Source organism: Streptomyces canus, from assembly GCF_001514145.1.
GTDB classification, from domain to species: Bacteria; Actinomycetota; Actinomycetes; order Streptomycetales; family Streptomycetaceae; genus Streptomyces; species Streptomyces canus.
This window is the reverse complement of the sequence record NZ_KQ948672.1, coordinates 37,533-57,310: the sequence shown is the minus strand read 5'-3', so window position 1 is coordinate 57,310 and position 19,778 is coordinate 37,533. Positions and strand designations below refer to the sequence as shown.

Here is a 19,778-nt window from a genome sequence, read left to right as displayed (position 1 = left end):
GTGGGGCTTCAAGGGGATTCACGGGCCCTGTGGAGGCCGTGGGAGACGGGCGGCGACGGCTGGATCCGGCCGCCCGCATGGTCGCACGGCCCACCGGGTCAGCGGAAGACCACGGTGCAGTGGCCGTTCACCAGTACCCGGCTCTCGCTGTGCCACTCGACGGCGCGGGCGAGTACCTGGGCCTCGACGTCACGGCCCATGGCGACCAGCTCGTCAGGGGCGCGGGAGTGGTCCACGCGCACGACGTCCTGCTCGATGATCGGGCCTTCGTCGAGGTCGGAGGTGACGTAGTGCGCTGTGGCCCCGACGAGCTTGACGCCGCGTTCGTGCGCCTGGACGTACGGCTTTGCGCCCTTGAAGCTGGGGAGGAAGGAGTGGTGGATGTTGATGGCGCGGCCGTCGAGCTGCTTGCACAGGTCGTCGGAGAGGATCTGCATGTAGCGGGCCAGCACCACCAGGTCGACGTCCAGTTCGCGCACGAGTTCCATCAGCCGTGCTTCGGCGTCGGCCTTGGTGTCCTTGGTCACCGGGATGTGGTGGAAGGGGATGCCGTAGCTCTCCGCCAGTGGCTCGAAGTCGCGGTGGTTGGAGACGATCGCGGGGATCTCGATGTTGAGCGCGCCGGTGGACTTGCGGAACAGCAGGTCGTTCAGGCAGTGGCCGAACTTCGACACCATGATCAGCATGCGCGTCGGGGTCGACGCGTCGTGCAACTGCCAGGTGATTCCGTATGCCTGGCTCACCGGCCCGAAGCCGGTGCGCAGGTCCTCCAGGGAGATGCCGGGGTCCGAGACGTCGAAGTGCACCCGCATGAAGAAGCGGTTCTGCAGTCGGTCGTCGAACTGGTGGCTCTCCAGGATGTTGCCCGAGTGGCTCACGAGAAAGGTGGTCACGGCGTGGACGAGGCCGGCCTGGTCGGGGCAGGAAAGGGTGAGGATGAACTCACGGCCGGGCCGCGGTCGAGGAGACATGTCTTCCTCCGTCGTCGAGTGGTGCGAATTGCGCAACATGATGAGCAATACGCAACATGATTGATGGGTGCGACCGCGTGGTCAAGGGGTGATCCTGTGGAAGTGGCCCCGGCGTTCCTCGACGCTGTAGGCGCAGCCGTCTGCGCAGGCGTGCTCCAGCTGGCCCCGAGGGTCTCGGGATCGGTGACGGTGCGCGGCGTGCTGCGCTCCAGGGGTACCGCGAGTCTCCTCGCGAGCTTGGAGTCGGGCGGACGGGCCGGTTGTGGGTGGTGGTGGCCGAGGCACCGAGCACCTTCGACGGCGTGCCCCGCTCCTCCGTCTGCTGGACGAGCCGGCGCCTCTCCAGGGCGGTGGCCGGCCGGGGCGCCGCTCGAAGGCGTACGCCAAGGGCGGCGTGCTGGTGCCCAGCGAGCACCACATCGGCGAGTTCCACACCTGGCTGCAGAACAAGCTCGAGGTGCGGCTCACGCGCTGACCCCACCCCAGTACCGCCCGCTCACCTGCTGTTGTGGCCCCTCCGGCAGGTGGGCGGGCCATTGGGGTGTCCTCGAGCGCCGGCGCCGCAACCGTGAACTCTCGGATTCCCCCTCGCATGTAAGTTGCGAATCGCGCAACGAAGAGCATCATTAGAAATTGATTTGCGACACCTCCCTTGACAACGCCCGCACCGCACCGAAAACATGTTGCGTATAGCGAGTGTCGTTGTGTTATGTGAGACAACTCCCCGTCTGGAGCCGGCATGAGGAGCATCACCGTCGTCGGAGCGTCGCTGGCAGGACTGAGCACGGTCCGCGCGCTGCGGGCAGAGGGATATGACGGCGAGATCGTCGTCGTGGGGGAGGAGCGCCACACCCCCTACGACCGGCCCCCGCTGTCCAAGGACTTCCTCAAGGGGGACATCGACGTCGAGGGGCTCGCGCTCGGCGACGCGGACGAGTACGAGGTCCTGGACGTGCAGTGGCTGCTCGGTGAGTGCGCCGTGCGGCTCGACCCCGTAGCCCGCACCGTCACCCTGGCCGGAGGACGGCATGTGCGCACCGAAGGTGTCGTCATCGCGACCGGCGCCGGCCCCCGCACCCTCCCCGGCACCGACGGGCTGGCGGGCGTCCACACCCTGCGCACCCTGGACGACGCCCGGGCCCTGCGCGCCGAACTGCTCGACGGCCTGCCCCGGGTCGTCGTCATCGGTGCCGGGTTCATCGGCGCCGAGGTGGCCTCCACCGCGCACCGGCTCGGGCTCCACGTGACCGTCGTCGAGGCGCTCCCCGTGCCCCTGGAGCGTCAACTCGGGCGTGAGATGGGGCTGGTGATCTCCTCGCTCCACAGCGATCACGGGGTTCAGCTGCTGTGCGGAACCGGTGTGGCGGAACTGATCGGCGAGGACCGGGTCACGGGCGTACGGCTGGCGGACGGGCGGGTGCTGCCCGCCGACATCGTCGTGGCCGGCGTGGGCGTGCGGCCCAACACCGACTGGCTGGCCGGTTCCGGAGTGCAGGTGGCCGACGGCGTGGTGTGCGACTCCGGCTGCTCGACCGGCATCCCGGGCGTGGTCGCCGTCGGTGACGTCGCCCGCTGCCCCAACCCGTTCACCGGGCGGCACGCCCGTATCGAGCACTGGAGCAACGCCACCGAGCAGGCGAAGACCGCCGCCCGCACCCTGCTGACCGGTGTGTCGGCCCCCGCCCCGCCGACCGCGCCGTACTTCTGGTCCGACCAGTACGAGTCCCGCATCCAGGTCGCCGGGTACGTGGCCCCCGGCGCCGAGCCCGAGGTCGTCGAGGGCGACGTCGACAGCCGCACCTTCACGGCCCTCTACCGGCGTGAGGGCACTCCCGTCGCCGTCCTCTCCCTCAACCAGCCGAAGATCTTCAACCGGCTCCGCCGTACCCTCGTCCCCGCCGCCGCGGCCGTCGTGTCATGACCTCCGTGCCCCAACTCTCCCTCGAACCCGCAGCGGAGAACGACACGAGCATTCCTCGGCACCTGCGTTACACCTGGGACCACGAGTGGCTCGTCGTGGACGAGGGCAACGCCACCGTCGGCATCACCGCGTTCGCGGCGAAGGTCCTCGGTGACGTCGTCCACCTCCGACTGCCCGCGGTCGGCTCCTGGGTCGAGGCGGGGGAGAGCTGCGGACGGATCGAGTCACTGACCGCCGTCAGCGGCCTGTACGCCCCCGCCTCGGGCCGGGTCCTGGAAGTCAACACCGCGCTGGCCGACGACCCCGGTGTCGTCAACGCCGCCCCTTATGCCGACGGCTGGCTGTTCAGGCTGCGAGTCGAGAACATCGCCGGCGCGCTGACCCCGGATGCCTACGCCGCCCACTGCGCCCACACCCAAGGAGATCGCCGATGACCCTGTTCAACCAGGCCCTGCACGAGCTGGACCCGGAGATCGCCGCCGCGGTCGACGCCGAGCTGGAGAGGCAGCAGTCCACCCTGGAGATGATCGCGTCGGAGAACTTCGCGCCGGTCGCGGTCATGGAGGCGCAAGGTTCGGTCCTGACGAACAAGTACGCGGAGGGCTACCCGGGCCGGCGCTACTACGGCGGCTGTGAGCACGTCGACGTGGCCGAGCAGATCGCGATCGACCGGGTCAAGGAGCTGTTCGGCGCCGAGTACGCCAACGTGCAGCCCCACTCCGGCGCTTCCGCCAACCAGGCCGCCCTGTTCGCCCTCGCCCAGCCCGGCGACACCATCCTCGGCTTGGATCTGGCGCACGGCGGTCACCTCACCCACGGCATGAAGATCAACTTCTCGGGCAAGCAGTTCAAGGTCGTCCCGTACCACGTGGACGACGCAGGTCTCGTGGACATGGCCGAGGTCGAGCGGCTGGCCAAGGAGCACCGGCCGAAGGTGATCATCGCCGGGTGGTCCGCCTACCCGCGGCAGCTGGACTTCGCGGAGTTCCGCCGGATCGCCGACGAGGTCGAGGCGTATCTGTGGGTCGACATGGCCCACTTCGCCGGGCTGGTGGCGGCCGGGCTGCACCCGAACCCCGTCGAGTACGCCGACGTGGTCACCTCCACCACCCACAAGACGCTGGGCGGCCCGCGCGGCGGGATCATCCTCGCCAAGCAGTCCTTCGCCAAGAAGCTGAACTCCTCCGTCTTCCCGGGCTTCCAGGGCGGCCCGCTGGAGCACGTGATCGCGGCGAAGGCGGTCTCCTTCAAGGTCGCCGCGTCGGAGGAGTTCAAGGAGCGCCAGCGCCGCACGATCGACGGCGCCCGCATCCTCGCCGAGCGTCTGACGGCCGACGACGCCCGGGAGGCCGGGGTCAACGTGCTCTCCGGCGGCACCGACGTCCACCTCATCCTCGTCGACCTGCGCGAGTCCGAACTGGACGGCCGGCAGGCCGAGGACCGCCTCCACGAGGTCGGCATCACGGTCAACCGCAACGCCGTACCGAACGACCCGCGCCCGCCGATGGTGACGTCGGGGCTCCGGATCGGCACGCCCGCCCTGGCCACCCGCGGCTTCACCACCGAGGACTTCGCCGAGGTCGCGGACGTCATCGCCGAGACGCTGAAGCCGTCCTGCGACGTGGAGTCGCTGAAGGCCCGCGTGAAGACGCTGGCCGACAAGCACCCGCTCTACCCCAGCCTGTAACCGACACCCTCCCGCAGGGGCGTGCCGCATTTCGCGCACGCCCCTCCAAGTCGCACGGAGTATGGCGTGGCAATCAGCGTCTTCGACCTGTTCTCCATAGGCATCGGACCGTCCAGTTCGCACACCGTCGGTCCGATGCGCGCCGCCGGGATGTTCGTTGCCCGGCTGAAGCAGGACGGCGTGCTCGCCCAGACCGCCGCGGTGCGGGCGGAGCTGTTCGGCTCCCTCGGCGCCACCGGCCACGGTCACGGCACCCCCAAGGCGGTGCTGCTCGGCCTGGAGGGCAACCAGCCGCACACGGTCGACATCGCACGGGCCGACCTGGACGTCGAGCGAATCCGCTCCACCGGACGCATCCGCCTCCTCGGCACCGAGATCGGTACGGCCCACGAGATCGACTTCGACGCCTCGACCCAGCTGGTCCTGCACCGTCGGCGATCACTGCCGTACCACGCCAACGGCATGATCCTCTTCGCGTACGACGGCGACGGTGTGCCGCTGTTGGAGAAGACGTACTACTCCGTGGGCGGCGGCTTCGTGGTCGACGAGGACGCGCTCGGCGCGGACCGGATCAAGCCCGACGACACGGTATTGGCCCACCCGTTCAGCACCGGCGACGAACTGCTGCGCCTCACGAAGGAGACCGGCCTGTCGATCTCCGCGCTGATGCTGGAGAACGAGAAGGCCTGGCGCACCGAGGAGGAGATCCGTGCGGGCCTGCTGGAGATCTGGCGGGTCATGGAGGCATGTGTCGCACGGGGGCTGGGCCGCGAGGGGATCCTCCCCGGCGGTCTGAAGGTCCGTCGGCGGGCGGCTGCGGCGGCCCGGGCGCTGCGCAGCGAGGGCGACCCGGCGGCCCGAGCCATGGAGTGGGTGACCCTCTACGCGATGGCCGTGAACGAAGAGAACGCTGCGGGTGGCCGGGTCGTCACCGCCCCGACGAACGGTGCGGCGGGCATCATTCCCGCCGTCCTGCAGTACTTCCTCCACTTCGTGCCGGGCGCCGACGAGGACGGCATCGTCCGCTTCCTCCTCGCGGCGGGCGCCATCGGGACGCTCTTCAAGGAGAACGCGTCCATCTCCGGCGCCGAGGTCGGCTGCCAGGGCGAGGTCGGCTCGGCCTGCTCGATGGCCGCCGGTGGTCTCGCCGAAGTGCTCGGCGGCAGCCCCGAACAGGTCGAGAACGCTGCCGAGATCGGCATGGAGCACAACCTCGGTCTTACCTGCGATCCCGTAGGCGGGCTCGTCCAGATCCCGTGCATCGAACGCAACGGCATGGCCGCGGTCAAGGCCGTCACCGCCGCCCGGATGGCGCTCCGCGGCGACGGCCGCCACCACGTCTCCCTCGACAAGGTCATCAAGACCATGAAGGAGACCGGCGCCGACATGAAGGTCAAGTACAAGGAGACCGCGCGCGGCGGCCTCGCCGTGAACGTCATCGAGTGCTGAGGAGCCGGACGGAGCGGACAGGGACGAAGCCGGAGAAAGGGCGGCAGCCATGCTCATCGACATCCACGGTCGCGTCGCCATCGACCTGCGGGTCTCGCTCACCGATGTGGGGGAGCAACCTGCGCCGCACGTACCGCATGCCGGAAGAGGGCCTGCGGTGGCCGGCCAGGCCCGATCGCCCCTTCTGCCGCGCCTGCGACCGCACTCGGCTCACCGCCGACGGCAGGCGTGCACCTGCCTGTTCGCACGGGACGAGTCCGATCTGCGCGGGGCGTTGCGCTCCGGGGTGCCGGACGAGGACATCGCGGGGCTGGAAGCGCGCGATGCGGGGAAGAGGGCCGGCTCCGGCCTCGACGAGCCGTCCATCCTCCAGCCCGGCCGGCCGATGTCGGCCGGCGGCGGCTGACACCCCGGGCGTAGAGCGCAACGACGTCCACAGACAGAACCAGGAGTGAGGCCATGGGACGGGTCACTGAGCGACGGCGTGTGGTCCGGGTACGGGACGGTGCGGTGAGCACGCGTCCGGACACACTGGTGGCGGAAGAGCCAATGGAGATCCGGCTCGGCGGCAAGCCGCTGGCGATCACCATGCGCACGCCCGGTGACGACTTCGCGCTCGCCGCCGGTTTCCTGGTGAGCGAGGGCGTCGTGAGCCGGGCCGATGACGTGGCGAACATCGTGTACTGCGCGGGTGCCACGGACGACGGTTCGAACACCTACAACGTGGTGGACGTGCAGCTCGCCCCCGGTGTGCCGCTGCCCGACATCACGCTTGAACGGAACGTGTACACCACGTCGTCGTGCGGCCTGTGCGGCAAGGCCGGCCTGGACGCCGTACGGACCACGACGAGGTGGCCGATCGCCGACACGCCACCGGTCCGGGTCACCCCCGGGCTGCTGGCCGCCCTGCCCGACCAACTGCGGGCCGCGCAGAGGGTGTTCGACCGCACCGGCGGACTGCATGCCGCCGGACTGTTCTCGCCCGAGGGCGAACTGCTGGACCTGCGGGAGGACGTCGGCCGGCACAACGCCGTCGACAAGCTGATCGGGCGCGCGCTCCAGTCCGGCCGACTGCCGTTGTCCCGGAGCATTCTGCTGGTGTCCGGGCGGGCGTCCTTCGAGCTGGCGCAGAAGGCGGTCATGGCGGGCATCCCCGTCCTGGCGGCGGTCTCGGCGCCGTCCTCCCTCGCGGTGGACCTGGCGACGGAGACCGGGCTCACTCTTGTCGGCTTCCTGCGCGGCGGTTCGATGAACGTGTACGCGGGCGAGCAGCGTCTCGACCTGTATGCCGGGGCCCCGGACGGAGGGCCGGCCAGGTGACCAAGTCCGTGACCCGTTTCGACGGGCTCCGCAGCCGTACCCTCAGCCCCACCGCCGGCCCCACCCACAGCGACACCCTCGTCGGCCCGCCCCGATCGCGGCCACCCGGCGCCCACAGCCGGCCCCGCCGCGTCGCCATGCTCAGCGTGCACACCTCACCCCTGCACCAGCCCGGCACCGGGGACGCCGGTGGGATGAACGTCTACATCGTCGAGCTCGCCAAGCGACTTGCCGTCACCGGTATCGAGGTGGACATCTTCACGCGGGCGACCTCCACCGCGCTCCCGCCCGTCGTCGAGCTCGCCCCCGGCGTCCTGGTCCGGCACGTGGACGCCGGGCCCTACGAGGGCCTGGCCAAGGAGGACCTCCCCGCCCACCTGTGCGCCTTCACGCACGGCGTGACCCGCACCTGGGCCGACCACCACCCCGGCCATTACGACCTGGTCCACTCCCACTACTGGCTCTCCGGCCACGTCGGCCGCCTCGCCGCCCAGCGCTGGGGCGTCCCGCTCGTGCACGCCATGCACACCATGGCCAAGGTCAAGAACGCCAACCTCGCCAAGGGCGACACCCCCGAGCCGACGGCCCGCGTTCTCGGCGAGGCTCAAGTCGTACGGGCGGCCGACCGGTTGATAGCGAACACCGAGAAGGAGACGGAGGAACTCCTCCGTCACTACGACGCCGACACCGGCCGGGTCGCCGTCGTGCATCCCGGTGTCAACCTGGAGCGTTTCCGCCTCGACGCCTCCGGTGTCGAGGCCGGCCGGGCCGCGTCCCGGTCCCGCCTCGGGCTGCCGCAGGACGCGCTCATCCCCCTGTTCGTGGGACGCATACAACCGCTGAAGGCCCCGGACGTCCTGCTGCGCGCCGTGGCCCGGCTGCTGGAGCAGCGACCACGGCTGCGTGAGCGGATGGTGGTGCCGGTCGTGGGAGGGCCCAGCGGCAGCGGTATGGCGAGGCCCGAGGGACTGCAGAAGCCGGCCGCTCACCTCGGCATCTCGGACGTCGTGTTGTTCCGGCCGCCGGTCGGTCAGGACCAGCTCGCGGACTGGTACCGGGCGGCGTCCGTCCTGGTCATGCCCTCCCACAGCGAGTCCTTCGGCCTGGTGGCCGTCGAGGCGCAGGCCTGCGGCCCCCCGGTGATCGCTGCCGAAGTCGGCGGCTTGCCGGTGGCGGTGCGGGATGTTCGCCGAGGCCGGTGAGGTGTTCCGACAGGAGCCGGCGGAGTCGGTGCCCGGCAACCCGGCGGACGCGCCCCCCGGCGACCCGGCGGACGCGTCCCCGGCGATCCAGTGGATGCCCCGTCGGCGATCTAGCGGGTGGCCCCGGTGTGCTCCCGCACAGTGGCCGCCTCGCTCGCCGTCGTCCCGGCCCCCGGCTCGGCGCTCTGCTTCGCGAAGCCGCGCCGGCCCGGCAGGACCGCGAGGACGATCAGTGTTCCGGCGGCCATGATGATCCCGCCGATGAGGCTGGTCTGGGCGACTCCGTGGGCGAAGGCCTGGTGGACGGCGTCCACGGCGGCCTGTGCCTGCTGGGGCCCGGCGGAGGGATCCTGCGCGACCCGCTCCGCGACGGCCAGGCCGGCGCCGACCGAGTCCTTGGCGGTCTCCATCGCCTCGCCCGGGAGCCGGTTGCCCACCAGGTCGGTCAGCTCGTCCCGGTAGGCCGTGCCCAGCAGCGAGCCCAGCACCGCGATGCCCAGCGCCCCGCCCAGCTCCAACGCGGTGTCGTTGACACCACCGCCGACGCCCAGCTCGGACTCGGGGAAGGAGCCCATGATCGTGTCGGTCGCCGGGGAGATGGCCAGTCCGAGCGCGAGGCCCAGCATCATCAGCGGCGCCAGGAAGTCCCCGTACGTCGACCCCTTGTCGATCTGGGTGAGCAGGAACATGCCCGCCGTGCCGACGGCCATGCCGGTCACGGCCATCACCCTCACCCCCAGCTTCGGGGCGAGCACCCCGGTCACCGCGGACCCGAGGAACACCGCACCGCCCAGCGGCAGCAGCCGTACACCCGTGTCCAGGGCGCCGTAGCCGAGGACGAACTGCAGGAACTGCGTCGAGTAGTAGATCACGGCGAACATGCCGAAGAAGAAGAACATCACCGCGAGCATCGAGCCGGTGAAGGGCCGCAGCGCGAACTTCCGGACGTCCAGCATCGGGTGCGGGTGCCGCAGCTCCCAGGCGACGAAGGTGACCAGACCGACACCGGCGACCACGGCGGCGGTGACGGGGCCGGCGCCCCAGCCGGAGTGCGGGCCCTCGATGGCGGCGTAGATCAGGGAGCCGACAGAGACGATCGACAGCAGACCACCGACGTAGTCGATCCGGCCCATGCCCTCCGCCTTGGACGGCGGTACCAGGGCGAGCGCGCCGAACACGGCGGCCACGGCGATCGGCACGTTGATCAGGAAGGTCGAGCCCCAGGCGTGGTCCTCAAGCAGCCAGCCGGAGACCAGCGGGCCGACGGCTACCGCCACCCCGGAGGTCGCGGCCCAGGCGGTGATGGCCTTGGCCCGCTCGCTCCGGGGGAAGGTCGCGACCACCAGGGACAGCGTGGCCGGCATCACGACCGCGGCACCGACACCCATGATCGCGCGGGCCACGATGACCAGCGAGGTCTCGTCGACCATGCTCCCCATCACCGAACCGCCGGCGAAGATCAGCAGACCCAGCACCAGCGCGCCACGCCGGCTGTACTTGTCGCCGATCGCGCCCAGCACCAGCATCAGTGCCGCGTACGGAACGGTGTAGGAGTCGACGACCCACTGCAGATCACTGCTGCTCAGGCCCAGGTCGGTGGTCATGTCGGGGGCGGCGACGATCAGCGACGTGTTCGCCATCACCGTGATCAGCAGGCTCAGGCACAGCACGAGCAGCGCCCACCAGCGCCGCGCGTAAGGCCCGGTCATTTTCTCCACGGGGGTGTTCGCAAGGAAGGGCATCAGTAGCTCCTGAGAGGGACGGGCGGATGAGCGGAAGCACTTAATTGCCCATCAATGTGCAGACTAGTTTATTGCCCTTCGGTGTGCAACTATCGCGATGACTCCCTCCTCCCACCCGCCCTCGAGGTACCGACGTGACCAGCCGACCAGCACGAACACCGACGATGAGGCCGAGACGGTCTCCGGCCCGGCCCCACGAGACGCCGCCCCCTCCTGCTCCGACTTCGTCCCCCTCGCCGACTTCGACCTCGACTTCGGCGCAGCGTCGCGACGCGCGGGCCACCCGTGCCCGGATCCTCGACGCGGCTCGGCGGGAACTGACCCGCGACCCCGACAGCAGCCTGGAGGGCATCGCCGGTGCCGCCGGTGTGGCCCGGCGCACCGTGTACGTCCACTTCGCCAGCCGGGCCGCGCTCGTCGAGGGCCTGGCCGCCGAGGCCGCGGAGGCGATCCGGCGCGCCGTCGCGGGTGCCCCGGCCCCGACCCCCGACGCCGTCGCGGACCTGGCGCGATTCGTCCTCATGGTGTGGCCCGTCGGCGACCGCTACCGCGCCCTCATCCGGCTGGCCCGCGGCCATGACCTCGCACGCGCACGCGTCGACGAACTGCTGACGCCCGCCCGCGACATGGCCACGAGGGTCTTCGCCCACGGCCGCCGACAGGGCGTCTTCCAGACCACCGTCCCGCCCGACCCGCTCGGCCGAGCCATCGAGGCCCAACTGCTGGCCCTGCTCGACTGCGCCGACTGCGGCCTGTGGTCCGACGACGGCACCGGCGCCGCCACCGCCGCCCTCATCGCCGCCGGAGTCGCCCCGGACACCGCCGCCGCGAAGGTCGACCAGGTACGGAAGTCCGGGTCGGCCCCGAGTCCTGTCTGAGACCCCGTGCCCGTACCCCACTCGCTCTCACACATGTCCGCCCCCAACTACTCGTTCCCCGAAGCCCTTTGGCGGAGGGCCGATCTATCGCGCCCCCACCCCGAGCGCGACTGTGACCAGGAGTGCGAGTCGTACTCGTACTCGCACGAACCCGCCGACGGCTCCGACCGCCGGCTGCCGGTGAGCGAACTCGCCCTGCGGATGGACGGGTTGACGAATCGGACGACGACAGCGAGGCCCGGCCCGCTCAGCGGAGGCGACCGTCTTCCTGTCGTACGCGGACCTGTCCGACGCCCTGGGCCTGGAACTGACCCGGGGCTACGGTTCCGACCGGATCCGCGCCCGCGTCCTGACCACCCTCGGCTTCGAGGCCACCGCGACGACGACCGTCTCGGCGGCCTCCGGCAACCGCGTCACCTTCAAGGACTTCAAGGTCGCGGGCCGCGTCGCCCGGCCCGAGGCCGGTGAGACGTTGCTCGGCCAGGTCTTCGCCGAGCCGATCGCGCCGCGGAAGATCCCCGACGGCCTCCGACCGCGCTCGGTCGCCACCACGGAGCAGGGCCTCACCGCCCACTTCTCCGGCAGGTCGGTCACCTTCCGCCGCGACGACGCCCGGGACACCTCGTCGAACGGGTCGGCCGGAGAGACATCAGGTGCCGTGGGCCGGAAGAGCCGTAGCCATCGCCGACGCAACCTCCTCGACCACCGCGCTCGCCCGCTCCTCCGGCACGCCGGCCGCGATGAGGGTGGCCGTGGCGATCCGGTGCCCGTCGTCCTCCAGCGCGCCGGTGTTGACGGACTCCACCAGAGCTACGATCAATGCCATCAGGCCTGTGCTCTGCACGGCCGGCGGCAGATGGGAGTGGAAGACGCCGTCCCGCTGCCCGCGCTCCAGGATCCCGGTGACGGCCTCCCGGGCCGGCGCGAGCACCTCGGCGACGCGCTCGGAGCCGAGGTCCCGCCGGGTGAGCGCCAGCAGCATGCGGTAGCGGTCGCCCACGGGCCACATCCGGAGTACGCACCGCGCCAACGCCCGCTCGGCCGACTCCCCCGGCTCCGGCCCGGCCTCCACCGTGTTCCGCAACGTCTCGGCGGCTTCCTCGGCGAGCGCCTCCACCAGCGCCGCCCGCCCCGGGAAGTGCCCGAAGAGGGTGCGCCGGACGACCCCGGCGGCCCGCGCCAGCTCCTCCAGCGTGACATCGGGGTTCCGCCCCAGCTCCTCACGGGCCGTGGCCAGGATGCGCGCCCGGTTGGACCGCGAATTACGGCGCAGCGGCTCGCGGCCCACGGGCTTGCTCACGGAGAACCTCGCAGCATCAAAGGACGGACGAACGGCCTCCCATTTTGTCACGCCGAGCCGAAGCCCCCGTATCACGCCCCAGCGGCCGCTGCCTCACGCGGGACCCGTCCCACCTCGTGGCCCCGAAGCTCGGCCGACGCGGAACCGAGCGCGCCCGGTGCGGCCCTCGCGCTTGTTCCTCCACGAGAGCCCCGGCGCGCCGGGCGCCGCCGCCGACCTCGTCCGTGGCGGCCATCCCACCGGCCACCCCCCGTCGGATCAGATCGCGATCCCCCGGATCACCATGTTCCGGAACACCGCCTGCCCGTCGATGGTGAGCAGGGCCGGCCCGGTGTCGGACACGTCGGGGAAGAGACCACGGTCCAGTGCGCGTACCGGCCGTCGTCGACGAACATCTCGACGGACGTGCGCTCGACGGGGACGCGCAGGCGGACCGTGCGGGCGGACAGGTCGAAGGGTGTCCGGCTCTCCTGCCAGCGGTCCGAGGTATCGAGGCCGGCGGTGTAACCGCGGTTGACGAAGGCGTAGTCGCCGTAGACCCCCACGTCGACGTGCCGTCCGCCGTCCGCCGAGCGCCGCAACTGCCGGCCCGGCACCCGTCAGTTGGTCCCAGGTGATGTCGCAGGTCAGTCCTTCTGGTCCCTGTCGGGAACGCCCTGCCGGCGTGAAAACATGATCGCGCCCGCTCACGCCGCCTCAACCGCGACCACGAAGGCCGCCCCGACCACCACCAGCGTGGCCGTGCCGTCCTTGCGGTCGCCGGAGTCATCGATCACCAGTACCCCGCCCGGGTGCGGGGCGGTGGCCGGGTCGGCCAGTACCAGTTCCAGGCGGCGGGCATCGACCTCTTCCTGGCTCCAGGTCGACTCGGACAAGAAGAACTGCAGCCGCTGCACGGCCGCATGCTGGGCACCGGCCACCGGTTCGGCGTCGGCCGGACAGGTCAGCGTCTTGTGGCGATCACGGGGCAGCAGCAGCCCGGCGAGGTAGTCACGAAACCCCCTCCGCTGGGCCGGTGTCCCGAAGAGATCATCGCGGACGGCGTACGCTTCCAGCGGACCGGGCGCGGGGGGACACGGCAGCCGTTTCGTCATCTCAGGCTCCCCAGAACGTAGTTGACGCCTTCACCTCACGGCCTGCTCCCCGACGAATCCGCCGTCAGCAAACCACCGCTAGCCGACTACAACTGCGCGCCGGCGTACTTCGACGACCCTGACGTAGGGTCCGTGATCACCTTCCCGTCGGACTACGCCTGGGATGTCCCCGCCGTCCTGGCAGACGCCGACCGACTGGACCGACTCCGGGCAGACACCGACGAGCCGGCCCAACCCCGTCACCGTGAAGAGCCGGCCGTTCACCGCCGCAGAGGATGCCTGTCGCTCCCCGGCTCCTCCGCGTCACCCGTTGGATGCCAGATCGCGTCCGATGAGCTCCTTCATGATCTCGGTGGTGCCGCCGTAGATCGTCTGGACTCTTGTGTCGACGAACGCACGGGCGACCGGATACTCCGTCATGTAGCCGTAGCCGCCGTGCAGTTGCAGGCAACGGTCGATGACCCGCTTCTGCAGTTCGCTTACGTACCACTTGCCTTTCGCCGCGTCCACGGCGGTCAGTTCACCGGCGTTGTAGGCGTGTACCGAGCGGTCGACGTAGGCCTCGGCGACGTCGATCTCGGTGGCCATCTCGGCGAGTTCGAAGCGGATGTGCTGGAGGTTGCCGATGGGGTGGCCGAAAGCCCGGCGCTCGAAGCAGTAGGCACGGGTCAGATCGAAGACCGCTCGGCTGGTCGCGATGGCCGTGGCCGTCACGCCGAGACGCTCCCGGGGAAGGTGGCTCATGAGCTGCTGGAGGCCCGATCCCACCGGGCCGAGGACGTTGGCGGCCGGTACCCGCACGTCCTCGAAGAACAGTTCGGCCGTGTCCTGGCCGGGCAGTCCGATCTTGTCCAGTTTGCGGCCGCGGGTGAAGCCGGGCATGTCCCGCTCGACCACCAGGAGAGTGAAGCCCCGCGAGCCGCCTTCGGGATCCGTACGCGCGGCGACGATCACCAGATCGGCCATGATGCCACTGGTGATGAAGGTCTTCTGTCCGTTCAGGACCCAGTCGTCGCCGTCGCGGCGGGCCGAGGTGCGGATGCCCCGCAGGTCGCTGCCGGTCCCGGGTTCGGTCATCGCCAGCGCGCCGATGATCTCGCCGGAGGCGAAGCCCGGCAGCCAGCGCCGCTTCTGTTCGTCCGTGGTCAGGTCCAGCAGATAGTGCAGCACCAGGTCGTCCTGGAGGGAGACGGTGAGACCGAAGGAGAGCGCGTGGACGCGGGCGATCTCCTCGCAGACGACCATGCGATAGCGGTAGTCCCGCTCGCCGGCGCCGCCGTGCTCCTCGCCGATCTGCAGGCCGTAGACACCCTGCCGGGCAGCCGCGGCGAACACCTTGCGGTCGATCCACCGGTCGGCCTCCCACCGCTGGTTGTGGGGGACGACCTCACGCGCGAGGAACTCGCGGACGGTCTCCCGGTACTGCTCGTGATCGTCTGTGTACAGGCCCCGTCGCATCAGGTCAGCCGAGCCTCTCGATGATGGTGACGTTGGCCTGACCGCCGCCCTCGCACATGGTCTGCAGGCCGTAGCGGCCGCCGGTGCGCTCCAGCTCGTGGAGCAGGGTGGTCATCAGCCGTGTCCCGGTGGCCCCGAGCGGGTGACCGAGGGCGATGGCACCGCCGTTGACGTTGACGCGGGCCGGATCGGCGCCGATGTCGGCCTGCCAGGCGAGCACCACGGAGGCGAACGCCTCGTTGATCTCGACGAGATCGATGTCGTCGATGCTGAGTCCGGACTTCTTGAGGGCGTGCTCCGTGGCAGGGATGGGAGCGGTGAGCATCATGACCGGGTCGGAGCCGCGCACCGACATGTGGTGGATGCGGGCCCGGGGTGTGAGGGAGTGAGTGCGTACGGCGGCCTCGGAGGCGATCAGCATCGCGGAGGAGGCGTCGGAGATCTGGCTGGCCACCGCGGCGGTCAGGCGCCCGCCGGGCGTCAGTGTCGCGAGTCCCGCCATCTTCTCCAGTGTGGTGTCGGGCCGTGGACCCTCGTCCGACACGACCCCTTCGAACGGAATGATCTCGGCGTCGAACCGGCCCTCCCGCTGGGCTGTCAGGGCCCGGCGGTGACTCTCCAGCGCGAACTCCTCCATGACCGCGCGCTCCACGCCCCACTTCTCCGCGATCATCTCCGCGCCGCGGAACTGGGAGATCTCCTGGTCGCCGTAGCGGGCGTGCCAGCCCTTGCAGTCGGTCCACGGATCGGTCGACCCATAGGGCTCGCCGGCGGTGAACCCGGACAGGATGGGGAACTGGCTCATCTTCTGCACACCGCCGGCCACGATGAGGTCGGCCGTGCCGGACATGACGGCCTGCGCGGCGAAGTGGACCGCCTGCTGGGACGAGCCGCACTGCCGGTCGATGGTCGTACCGGGCACCGACTCGGGCAGCCCGGCGGCCAGCGCGCTGGTCCGCGCGATGTCGCCGGCCTGCGAGCCGATCTGGTCGAGGCAGCCGAGAATGACGTCGTCGACGGCGGCAGGGTCGAAGTCGTGGCGTGCGACCAGTGAGCGGATGACGTGGGCGGCGAGATCGGCCGGGTGCGTTCCGGCGAAGCCGCCGCCGCGTTTGCCGACCGGGGTGCGTACCGCGTCGACGATGTAGGCCTCGGGCATGACGGTCCTCCAGTGTGCTGTGCGAAGGGGTGATGAGGGCGGGCCCGGGGTCAGGGCACACCCAGGCCGTGCCGCACCAGGCTCTGCGCGGTGCGGATGACACCGGTCAGCGAACCCTGCCGCGGGTTCCACCACTCCGGCGTCCAGTTGAGGGCTCCCATGACGAGCATGCGCGCCGCTCGCAGGTCGATGTCGTTCCTGATGGCGCCCGCGGCCCTGGCTCTCGCCAGCAGGTCCCGCCACAGGTCGAAGTAGGCGCCGCTGTCCGCCCGCAGGCGGGCGCGGATGTCCTCGGGCAGCTGTCCGCTGTTGCGGCTGACCGCGGTCGCGAAGTCCGACAGGTGCAGCTCGACCTGCAGATGCGCCTCGACGGCGGCACAGATCCGGTCCATCGGGGGAGTGTCGTCGGGCAGCGCGGCCAGCGCGGTTTCGACGTGCTCTCGAAGCCGCAGCTGGCCGACCGCCATCACCTCGGCGATCAGCTCCTCGCGGGACGGGAAGTAGTAGTACACGGCGGGCGGACGCACACCGGCCCGTTCGGCGATGTCGGACAGCCTGGTCGCGGAGTAGCCCTTGAGACTCAGCGTCCGAGCGGCCGCGGCGAGAATGCGGTTTCGGGTCGCCGCCGCCTTGACGGCCGGTGTCCTGGTGCCGTGTGCGCTGGTGGTGTTTCTGCTGGTGGTGTTCACTGAGCGCGCCTCCTACGGCATCGAGTAGCCGCCGCTGACCGAGAAGACCTGTCCCGTCACCTGCCGGGCGCGGCGCGCCGAGGAGACCCAGACCACGGCGTCCGCGATGTCTTCCGGCGTGGTGAGCCGGCGCAGTGGGATGTTCTTGCGGACCGCCTCGATCTGCCGGTCGTCGAAGACGGCGGCCTGGTCGCCCCGGGTCCACAGGCTGCCCGCCCCGATCGCGTCCGGGCTCTGGGGGACGACGAGTCCCGGGCAGACGACGTTCGACCGGATGCCGTCCCGGCCGTGCTCCCGGGCGACCGTGCGGGCGAAGGCGATCACCGCGGCCTTGGTCGCCCCGTACACCCCCTGCCGTATCTCCCCGAAGGCGGCGTCGCTGGAGATGAACACGATGGATCCGTGGCCCTCGGGCCGCATCGCGTCGAGGGCCGCACGGGTGCACTCGACGGAACCGAACAGATTGAGGTCCACCATCCGCCGCCAGCCGTCGCGGTCCGCGTCCTGGGCGACGAACCCCGGCAGGCTCAACCCCGCGTTGTTCACGAGCACGTCGATTCCGCCCCAAGCGGCGACGATTTGTTCGACGGCCGTGGCGCCGGCACCCTCGGCCGTCAGATCGATGACGGCGACCTCAGCCCCGGTCGCTCCCCGCTCCAGCGCTTCGGCACGAGTCTTGGCGGCCTGCTCCGCGTCGATGTCGCAGATCAGTACACGGGCGCCTTCCGCGGCGAAGCCGTGCACGATGCCCCGGCCGATGTTCGAGGCGCCACCGGTGACCAACACCCGTGCCCCGCCGAGTTCCAGATCCATCCACTCGCTCCCTCGTGGTGCGCGGCCCGCTGCCAACCGTTGACCCGTCGCACAACCGTTGACCCGTTGCGATTTATGAATCTAGATTAGATTCAAAATTCTGACCAGCCCCGGAGCGCGACATGAAGATCTTCAACGGACTAGCCGGACTCGCAGCCGCGGCAGGCGAGTCGCTCGGCACCACCGACTGGATCGAGGTGGACCAGGAGCGCATCGACCAATTCGCCGACGCCACGGGGGACCACCAGTGGATCCATGTGGACGCCGGGCGCGCTGCCCAGGGGCCCTTCGGATCCACCATCGCGCACGGCCTGCTCACGCTGTCCCTGCTGCCGGTGTTCCTGCAGCGGCTCTACCAGGTCGAGGGGGTGAGCATGGCCGTGAACTACGGGCTCGACAAGGTGCGCTTCCCCGCCCCGGTGCCCGTCGGTGCCAAGCTGCGGGCCACCTCGACGATCACCGAGGTCACACCTCTCGACGGCGCGGTCCAGCTGAAGCTGTCGACGGTCATCGAGATCGAGGGCGGCGCGAAGCCGGCTTGCGCCGTGGACTCCGTCGTACGGTATCTCGGCTGATGGGCGGGCTGATAGCGGGCCGGTCTGCGATCGTCACGGGCGCCGGCCAGGGGATCGGTCTGGCGATCGCCCGGCTGCTGCACGAGCACGGCGCACGGGTGACCGTGGCCGACGTGGACGCCGGACGCGCGGAGCGGGCCGCAGCCGACATCGGCGGTGACGACCCGGCTTCCGTACTGGCTCTCGGCTGTGACGTCACCGACGAGACGGCGGTCGAGAACATGGTGGGGCGGGCCGTCGAGCGGTTCGGCGCCCTGGACGTCCTGGTGAACAACGCGGGGATCACCCGTGACGCCTCGCTGAGGAAGATGACCGCGGAGGACTTCGACGCCGTGATCGGCGTGCACCTCAAGGGGACCTGGCTCGGCGTCCGGGCGGCCGCGGCGGTGATGCGCGAGGCCAAAAGCGGCTCGATCGTGAACATCTCCTCGCTGTCCGGGAAGTCCGGCAACCCCGGCCAGACCAACTACAGCGCCGCCAAGGCGGGGATCGTCGGCATGACGAAGGCGGCGGCCAAGGAACTCGCCCACCACGGGGTGCGGGTCAACGCGGTGCAGCCCGGCCTGATCCGCACCGCCATGACCGAGGCGATGCCGCCGGACGTCTTCGCGGCCCGCGAGGCCGACGTCCCCATGAGGCGGGCGGGACGGCCCGAGGAGGTCGCCGGGGCCGTCCTGTTTCTCGCGAGCGAGCTGTCCAGCTACACGACCGGCGCGGTTCTCGAGGTGGGGGGCGGGCGGTCGATGTGAGTACTCAGGTCACCCAGGTGGTGCGTACGCGCGTGGAGGGTGCGGTCGGCCATGTCCTGCTCGATCGCCCCGAGGTGATGAACGCGATCACGGTCGAACTCGGCGCACAGCTGGAGCGCGCCCTGACGGAGGTGGCGTCAGCGGCACGGGTCGTCCTGATCCGGGGCGCGGGAGGCAACTTCTGCGCCGGCGGCGACTTCAAGGAACTGCAGCGGCTGCGGGCCGGCGGACCGGAGGCGATGGCGCCGCTGTTCGACAACTTCGGCCGGGCCTGCGCCCTCATCGCGACCCTTCCGGTCCCCGTGGTGGCCGTCGTCGAGGGGTACGCCATGGCCGGCGGCTTCGAACTGATGCAGTCCTGCGACATCGCTCTGGTGCGCGAGGACGCCCGGATCTCCGACACGCATGCCAACTTCGGCCAGGTACCGGGCGGCGGCAGCACCCAGCGGCTGCCCCGCCTCGTGGGCCGTCAGCGGGCCCTGGCCCACATCCTCACCGGGGACCGCCTGTCCGGCGCGGAGGCCGTGGCCTGGGGGCTGGCGTACCGGTGCCTGCCGGACAACGGGTTCGAGGAGGCGGTCGCCGCGTTCGCCGAACGGCTCGGCGGCATGGACCCCCGGGCGCTCGGCACCGCGAAACGCCTGGTGTACGAGGGGCTGCGGCTGCCGCTGGCGGACGGCCTCGCCCTGGAGCGGGCCGCGGTGCTCGACCACCTGGGCGGGGCGGCGGCCGGTGCCGGAATCGAGACCTTCACGGCGAGAGGTGAGTGAG

General features: G+C 70.7%; 18 protein-coding genes and 4 pseudogenes. 12 read left to right on the top strand and 10 right to left on the bottom strand.

Annotated features, from left to right (window positions below):
- Positions 1 to 98: 98 nt before the first annotated feature.
- The gene (gene purU, locus AQJ46_RS39790; protein ID WP_059210210.1) at positions 99 to 971 is read right to left on the bottom strand and encodes a formyltetrahydrofolate deformylase; all 873 of its coding nucleotides are present in this window, start codon (positions 969 to 971) and stop codon (positions 99 to 101) included.
- Positions 972 to 1,326: 355 nt separating this feature from the next.
- On the opposite strand from purU, the pseudogene AQJ46_RS59140 reads away from it, so the two are divergent.
- The 8 genes and pseudogenes from AQJ46_RS59140 to mshA form a co-directional block, all read left to right on the top strand.
- A pseudogene (locus AQJ46_RS59140) lies at positions 1,327 to 1,446 on the top strand (SRPBCC family protein); the annotation flags it as partial.
- Between the two features lie 264 nt (positions 1,447 to 1,710).
- Complete coding sequence (locus AQJ46_RS39780; RefSeq protein WP_059210208.1) at positions 1,711 to 2,892, top strand: NAD(P)/FAD-dependent oxidoreductase; 1,182 nt, start codon at positions 1,711 to 1,713, stop codon at positions 2,890 to 2,892.
- Positions 2,889 to 3,326, top strand: coding sequence for a glycine cleavage system protein GcvH (gcvH, locus tag AQJ46_RS39775; RefSeq protein WP_059210207.1), 438 nt, complete (start codon positions 2,889 to 2,891; stop codon positions 3,324 to 3,326). Before AQJ46_RS39780 ends, gcvH begins: the two co-directional genes overlap by 4 nt.
- Complete coding sequence (gene glyA / locus AQJ46_RS39770; protein WP_059210206.1) at positions 3,323 to 4,579, top strand: serine hydroxymethyltransferase; 1,257 nt, start codon at positions 3,323 to 3,325, stop codon at positions 4,577 to 4,579. The genes gcvH and glyA overlap by 4 nt, the downstream gene beginning before the upstream one ends.
- Before the next feature lie 66 nt (positions 4,580 to 4,645).
- Positions 4,646 to 6,028 carry an L-serine ammonia-lyase gene (locus AQJ46_RS39765; protein ID WP_059210205.1) on the top strand — a complete coding sequence of 461 codons (1,383 nt, stop codon included), beginning with the start codon at positions 4,646 to 4,648 and terminating at the stop codon, positions 6,026 to 6,028.
- A 176-nt stretch (positions 6,029 to 6,204) separates the two neighbouring features.
- Positions 6,205 to 6,434: pseudogene (locus AQJ46_RS52970) on the top strand (GTP 3',8-cyclase MoaA); the annotation flags it as partial.
- Between the two features lie 53 nt (positions 6,435 to 6,487).
- The gene (gene fdhD / locus AQJ46_RS39755; protein WP_059210203.1) at positions 6,488 to 7,348 is read left to right on the top strand and encodes a formate dehydrogenase accessory sulfurtransferase FdhD; all 861 of its coding nucleotides are present in this window, start codon (positions 6,488 to 6,490) and stop codon (positions 7,346 to 7,348) included.
- The gene (gene mshA, locus AQJ46_RS39750; protein ID WP_225887507.1) at positions 7,345 to 8,550 is read left to right on the top strand and encodes a D-inositol-3-phosphate glycosyltransferase; all 1,206 of its coding nucleotides are present in this window, start codon (positions 7,345 to 7,347) and stop codon (positions 8,548 to 8,550) included. Before fdhD ends, mshA begins: the two co-directional genes overlap by 4 nt.
- Before the next feature lie 110 nt (positions 8,551 to 8,660).
- On the opposite strand, the gene AQJ46_RS39745 is transcribed toward mshA, so the two are convergent.
- Positions 8,661 to 10,292 carry an MFS transporter gene (locus tag AQJ46_RS39745; protein ID WP_059210202.1) on the bottom strand — a complete coding sequence of 544 codons (1,632 nt, stop codon included), beginning with the start codon at positions 10,290 to 10,292 and terminating at the stop codon, positions 8,661 to 8,663.
- 164 nt (positions 10,293 to 10,456) lie between these two features.
- Between AQJ46_RS39745 and AQJ46_RS39740 the strand changes: the two genes are divergently transcribed.
- Positions 10,457 to 11,170 carry a TetR/AcrR family transcriptional regulator gene (locus tag AQJ46_RS39740; RefSeq protein ID WP_079072618.1) on the top strand — a complete coding sequence of 238 codons (714 nt, stop codon included), beginning with the start codon at positions 10,457 to 10,459 and terminating at the stop codon, positions 11,168 to 11,170.
- 318 nt (positions 11,171 to 11,488) lie between these two features.
- Here AQJ46_RS39740 and AQJ46_RS58550 read toward each other — a convergent pair whose 3' ends face one another.
- The 8 genes and pseudogenes from AQJ46_RS58550 to AQJ46_RS39700 all read right to left on the bottom strand — a co-directional run bounded on the left by AQJ46_RS58550 (position 11,489) and on the right by AQJ46_RS39700 (position 17,683).
- The gene (locus AQJ46_RS58550) at positions 11,489 to 11,764 is read right to left on the bottom strand and encodes a hypothetical protein (protein ID WP_263972893.1); all 276 of its coding nucleotides are present in this window, start codon (positions 11,762 to 11,764) and stop codon (positions 11,489 to 11,491) included.
- Positions 11,765 to 11,819: 55 nt separating this feature from the next.
- Positions 11,820 to 12,470 (bottom strand): TetR/AcrR family transcriptional regulator, encoded by a 651-nt coding sequence (locus AQJ46_RS39730; RefSeq protein WP_059210200.1) that lies wholly within the window; start codon positions 12,468 to 12,470, stop codon positions 11,820 to 11,822.
- Between the two features lie 258 nt (positions 12,471 to 12,728).
- Positions 12,729 to 13,100, bottom strand: a pseudogene (locus AQJ46_RS39725) (GH32 C-terminal domain-containing protein); the annotation flags it as partial.
- Between the two features lie 104 nt (positions 13,101 to 13,204).
- A pseudogene (locus tag AQJ46_RS39720) lies at positions 13,205 to 13,564 on the bottom strand (transposase); the annotation flags it as partial.
- Between the two features lie 303 nt (positions 13,565 to 13,867).
- Positions 13,868 to 15,022 (bottom strand): acyl-CoA dehydrogenase family protein, encoded by a 1,155-nt coding sequence (locus AQJ46_RS39715; protein ID WP_059210197.1) that lies wholly within the window; start codon positions 15,020 to 15,022, stop codon positions 13,868 to 13,870.
- 4 nt (positions 15,023 to 15,026) lie between these two features.
- On the bottom strand, positions 15,027 to 16,181 hold the full coding sequence (locus AQJ46_RS39710; protein WP_059210196.1) for an acetyl-CoA C-acetyltransferase: 1,155 nt from the start codon (positions 16,179 to 16,181) through the stop codon (positions 15,027 to 15,029).
- Positions 16,182 to 16,231: 50 nt separating this feature from the next.
- A complete protein-coding gene (locus AQJ46_RS39705) occupies positions 16,232 to 16,870 on the bottom strand; it encodes a TetR/AcrR family transcriptional regulator (protein ID WP_059210195.1) in 639 nt (212 codons plus the stop codon).
- A 12-nt stretch (positions 16,871 to 16,882) separates the two neighbouring features.
- Entirely contained in the window at positions 16,883 to 17,683 is an 801-nt protein-coding gene (locus AQJ46_RS39700) for an SDR family NAD(P)-dependent oxidoreductase (protein WP_059210194.1), read from the bottom strand.
- Between the two features lie 122 nt (positions 17,684 to 17,805).
- Here AQJ46_RS39700 and AQJ46_RS39695 point away from each other — a divergent pair, with 122 nt between their 5' ends.
- Genes AQJ46_RS39695 through AQJ46_RS39685 form a run of 3 tightly spaced genes read left to right on the top strand, consistent with a single transcriptional unit; the run spans position 17,806 to position 19,777 of the window.
- Entirely contained in the window at positions 17,806 to 18,258 is a 453-nt protein-coding gene (locus AQJ46_RS39695) for a MaoC family dehydratase (protein ID WP_059210193.1), read from the top strand.
- Positions 18,258 to 19,007 (top strand): 3-oxoacyl-ACP reductase FabG, encoded by a 750-nt coding sequence (gene fabG, locus AQJ46_RS39690; protein ID WP_059210192.1) that lies wholly within the window; start codon positions 18,258 to 18,260, stop codon positions 19,005 to 19,007. The genes AQJ46_RS39695 and fabG overlap by 1 nt, the downstream gene beginning before the upstream one ends.
- Positions 19,004 to 19,777: an enoyl-CoA hydratase/isomerase family protein gene (locus AQJ46_RS39685; RefSeq protein WP_059210191.1), complete on the top strand. Its 774-nt coding sequence runs from the start codon at positions 19,004 to 19,006 to the stop codon at positions 19,775 to 19,777. Before fabG ends, AQJ46_RS39685 begins: the two co-directional genes overlap by 4 nt.
- The last annotated feature ends 1 nt before the right edge of the window (position 19,778 follow it).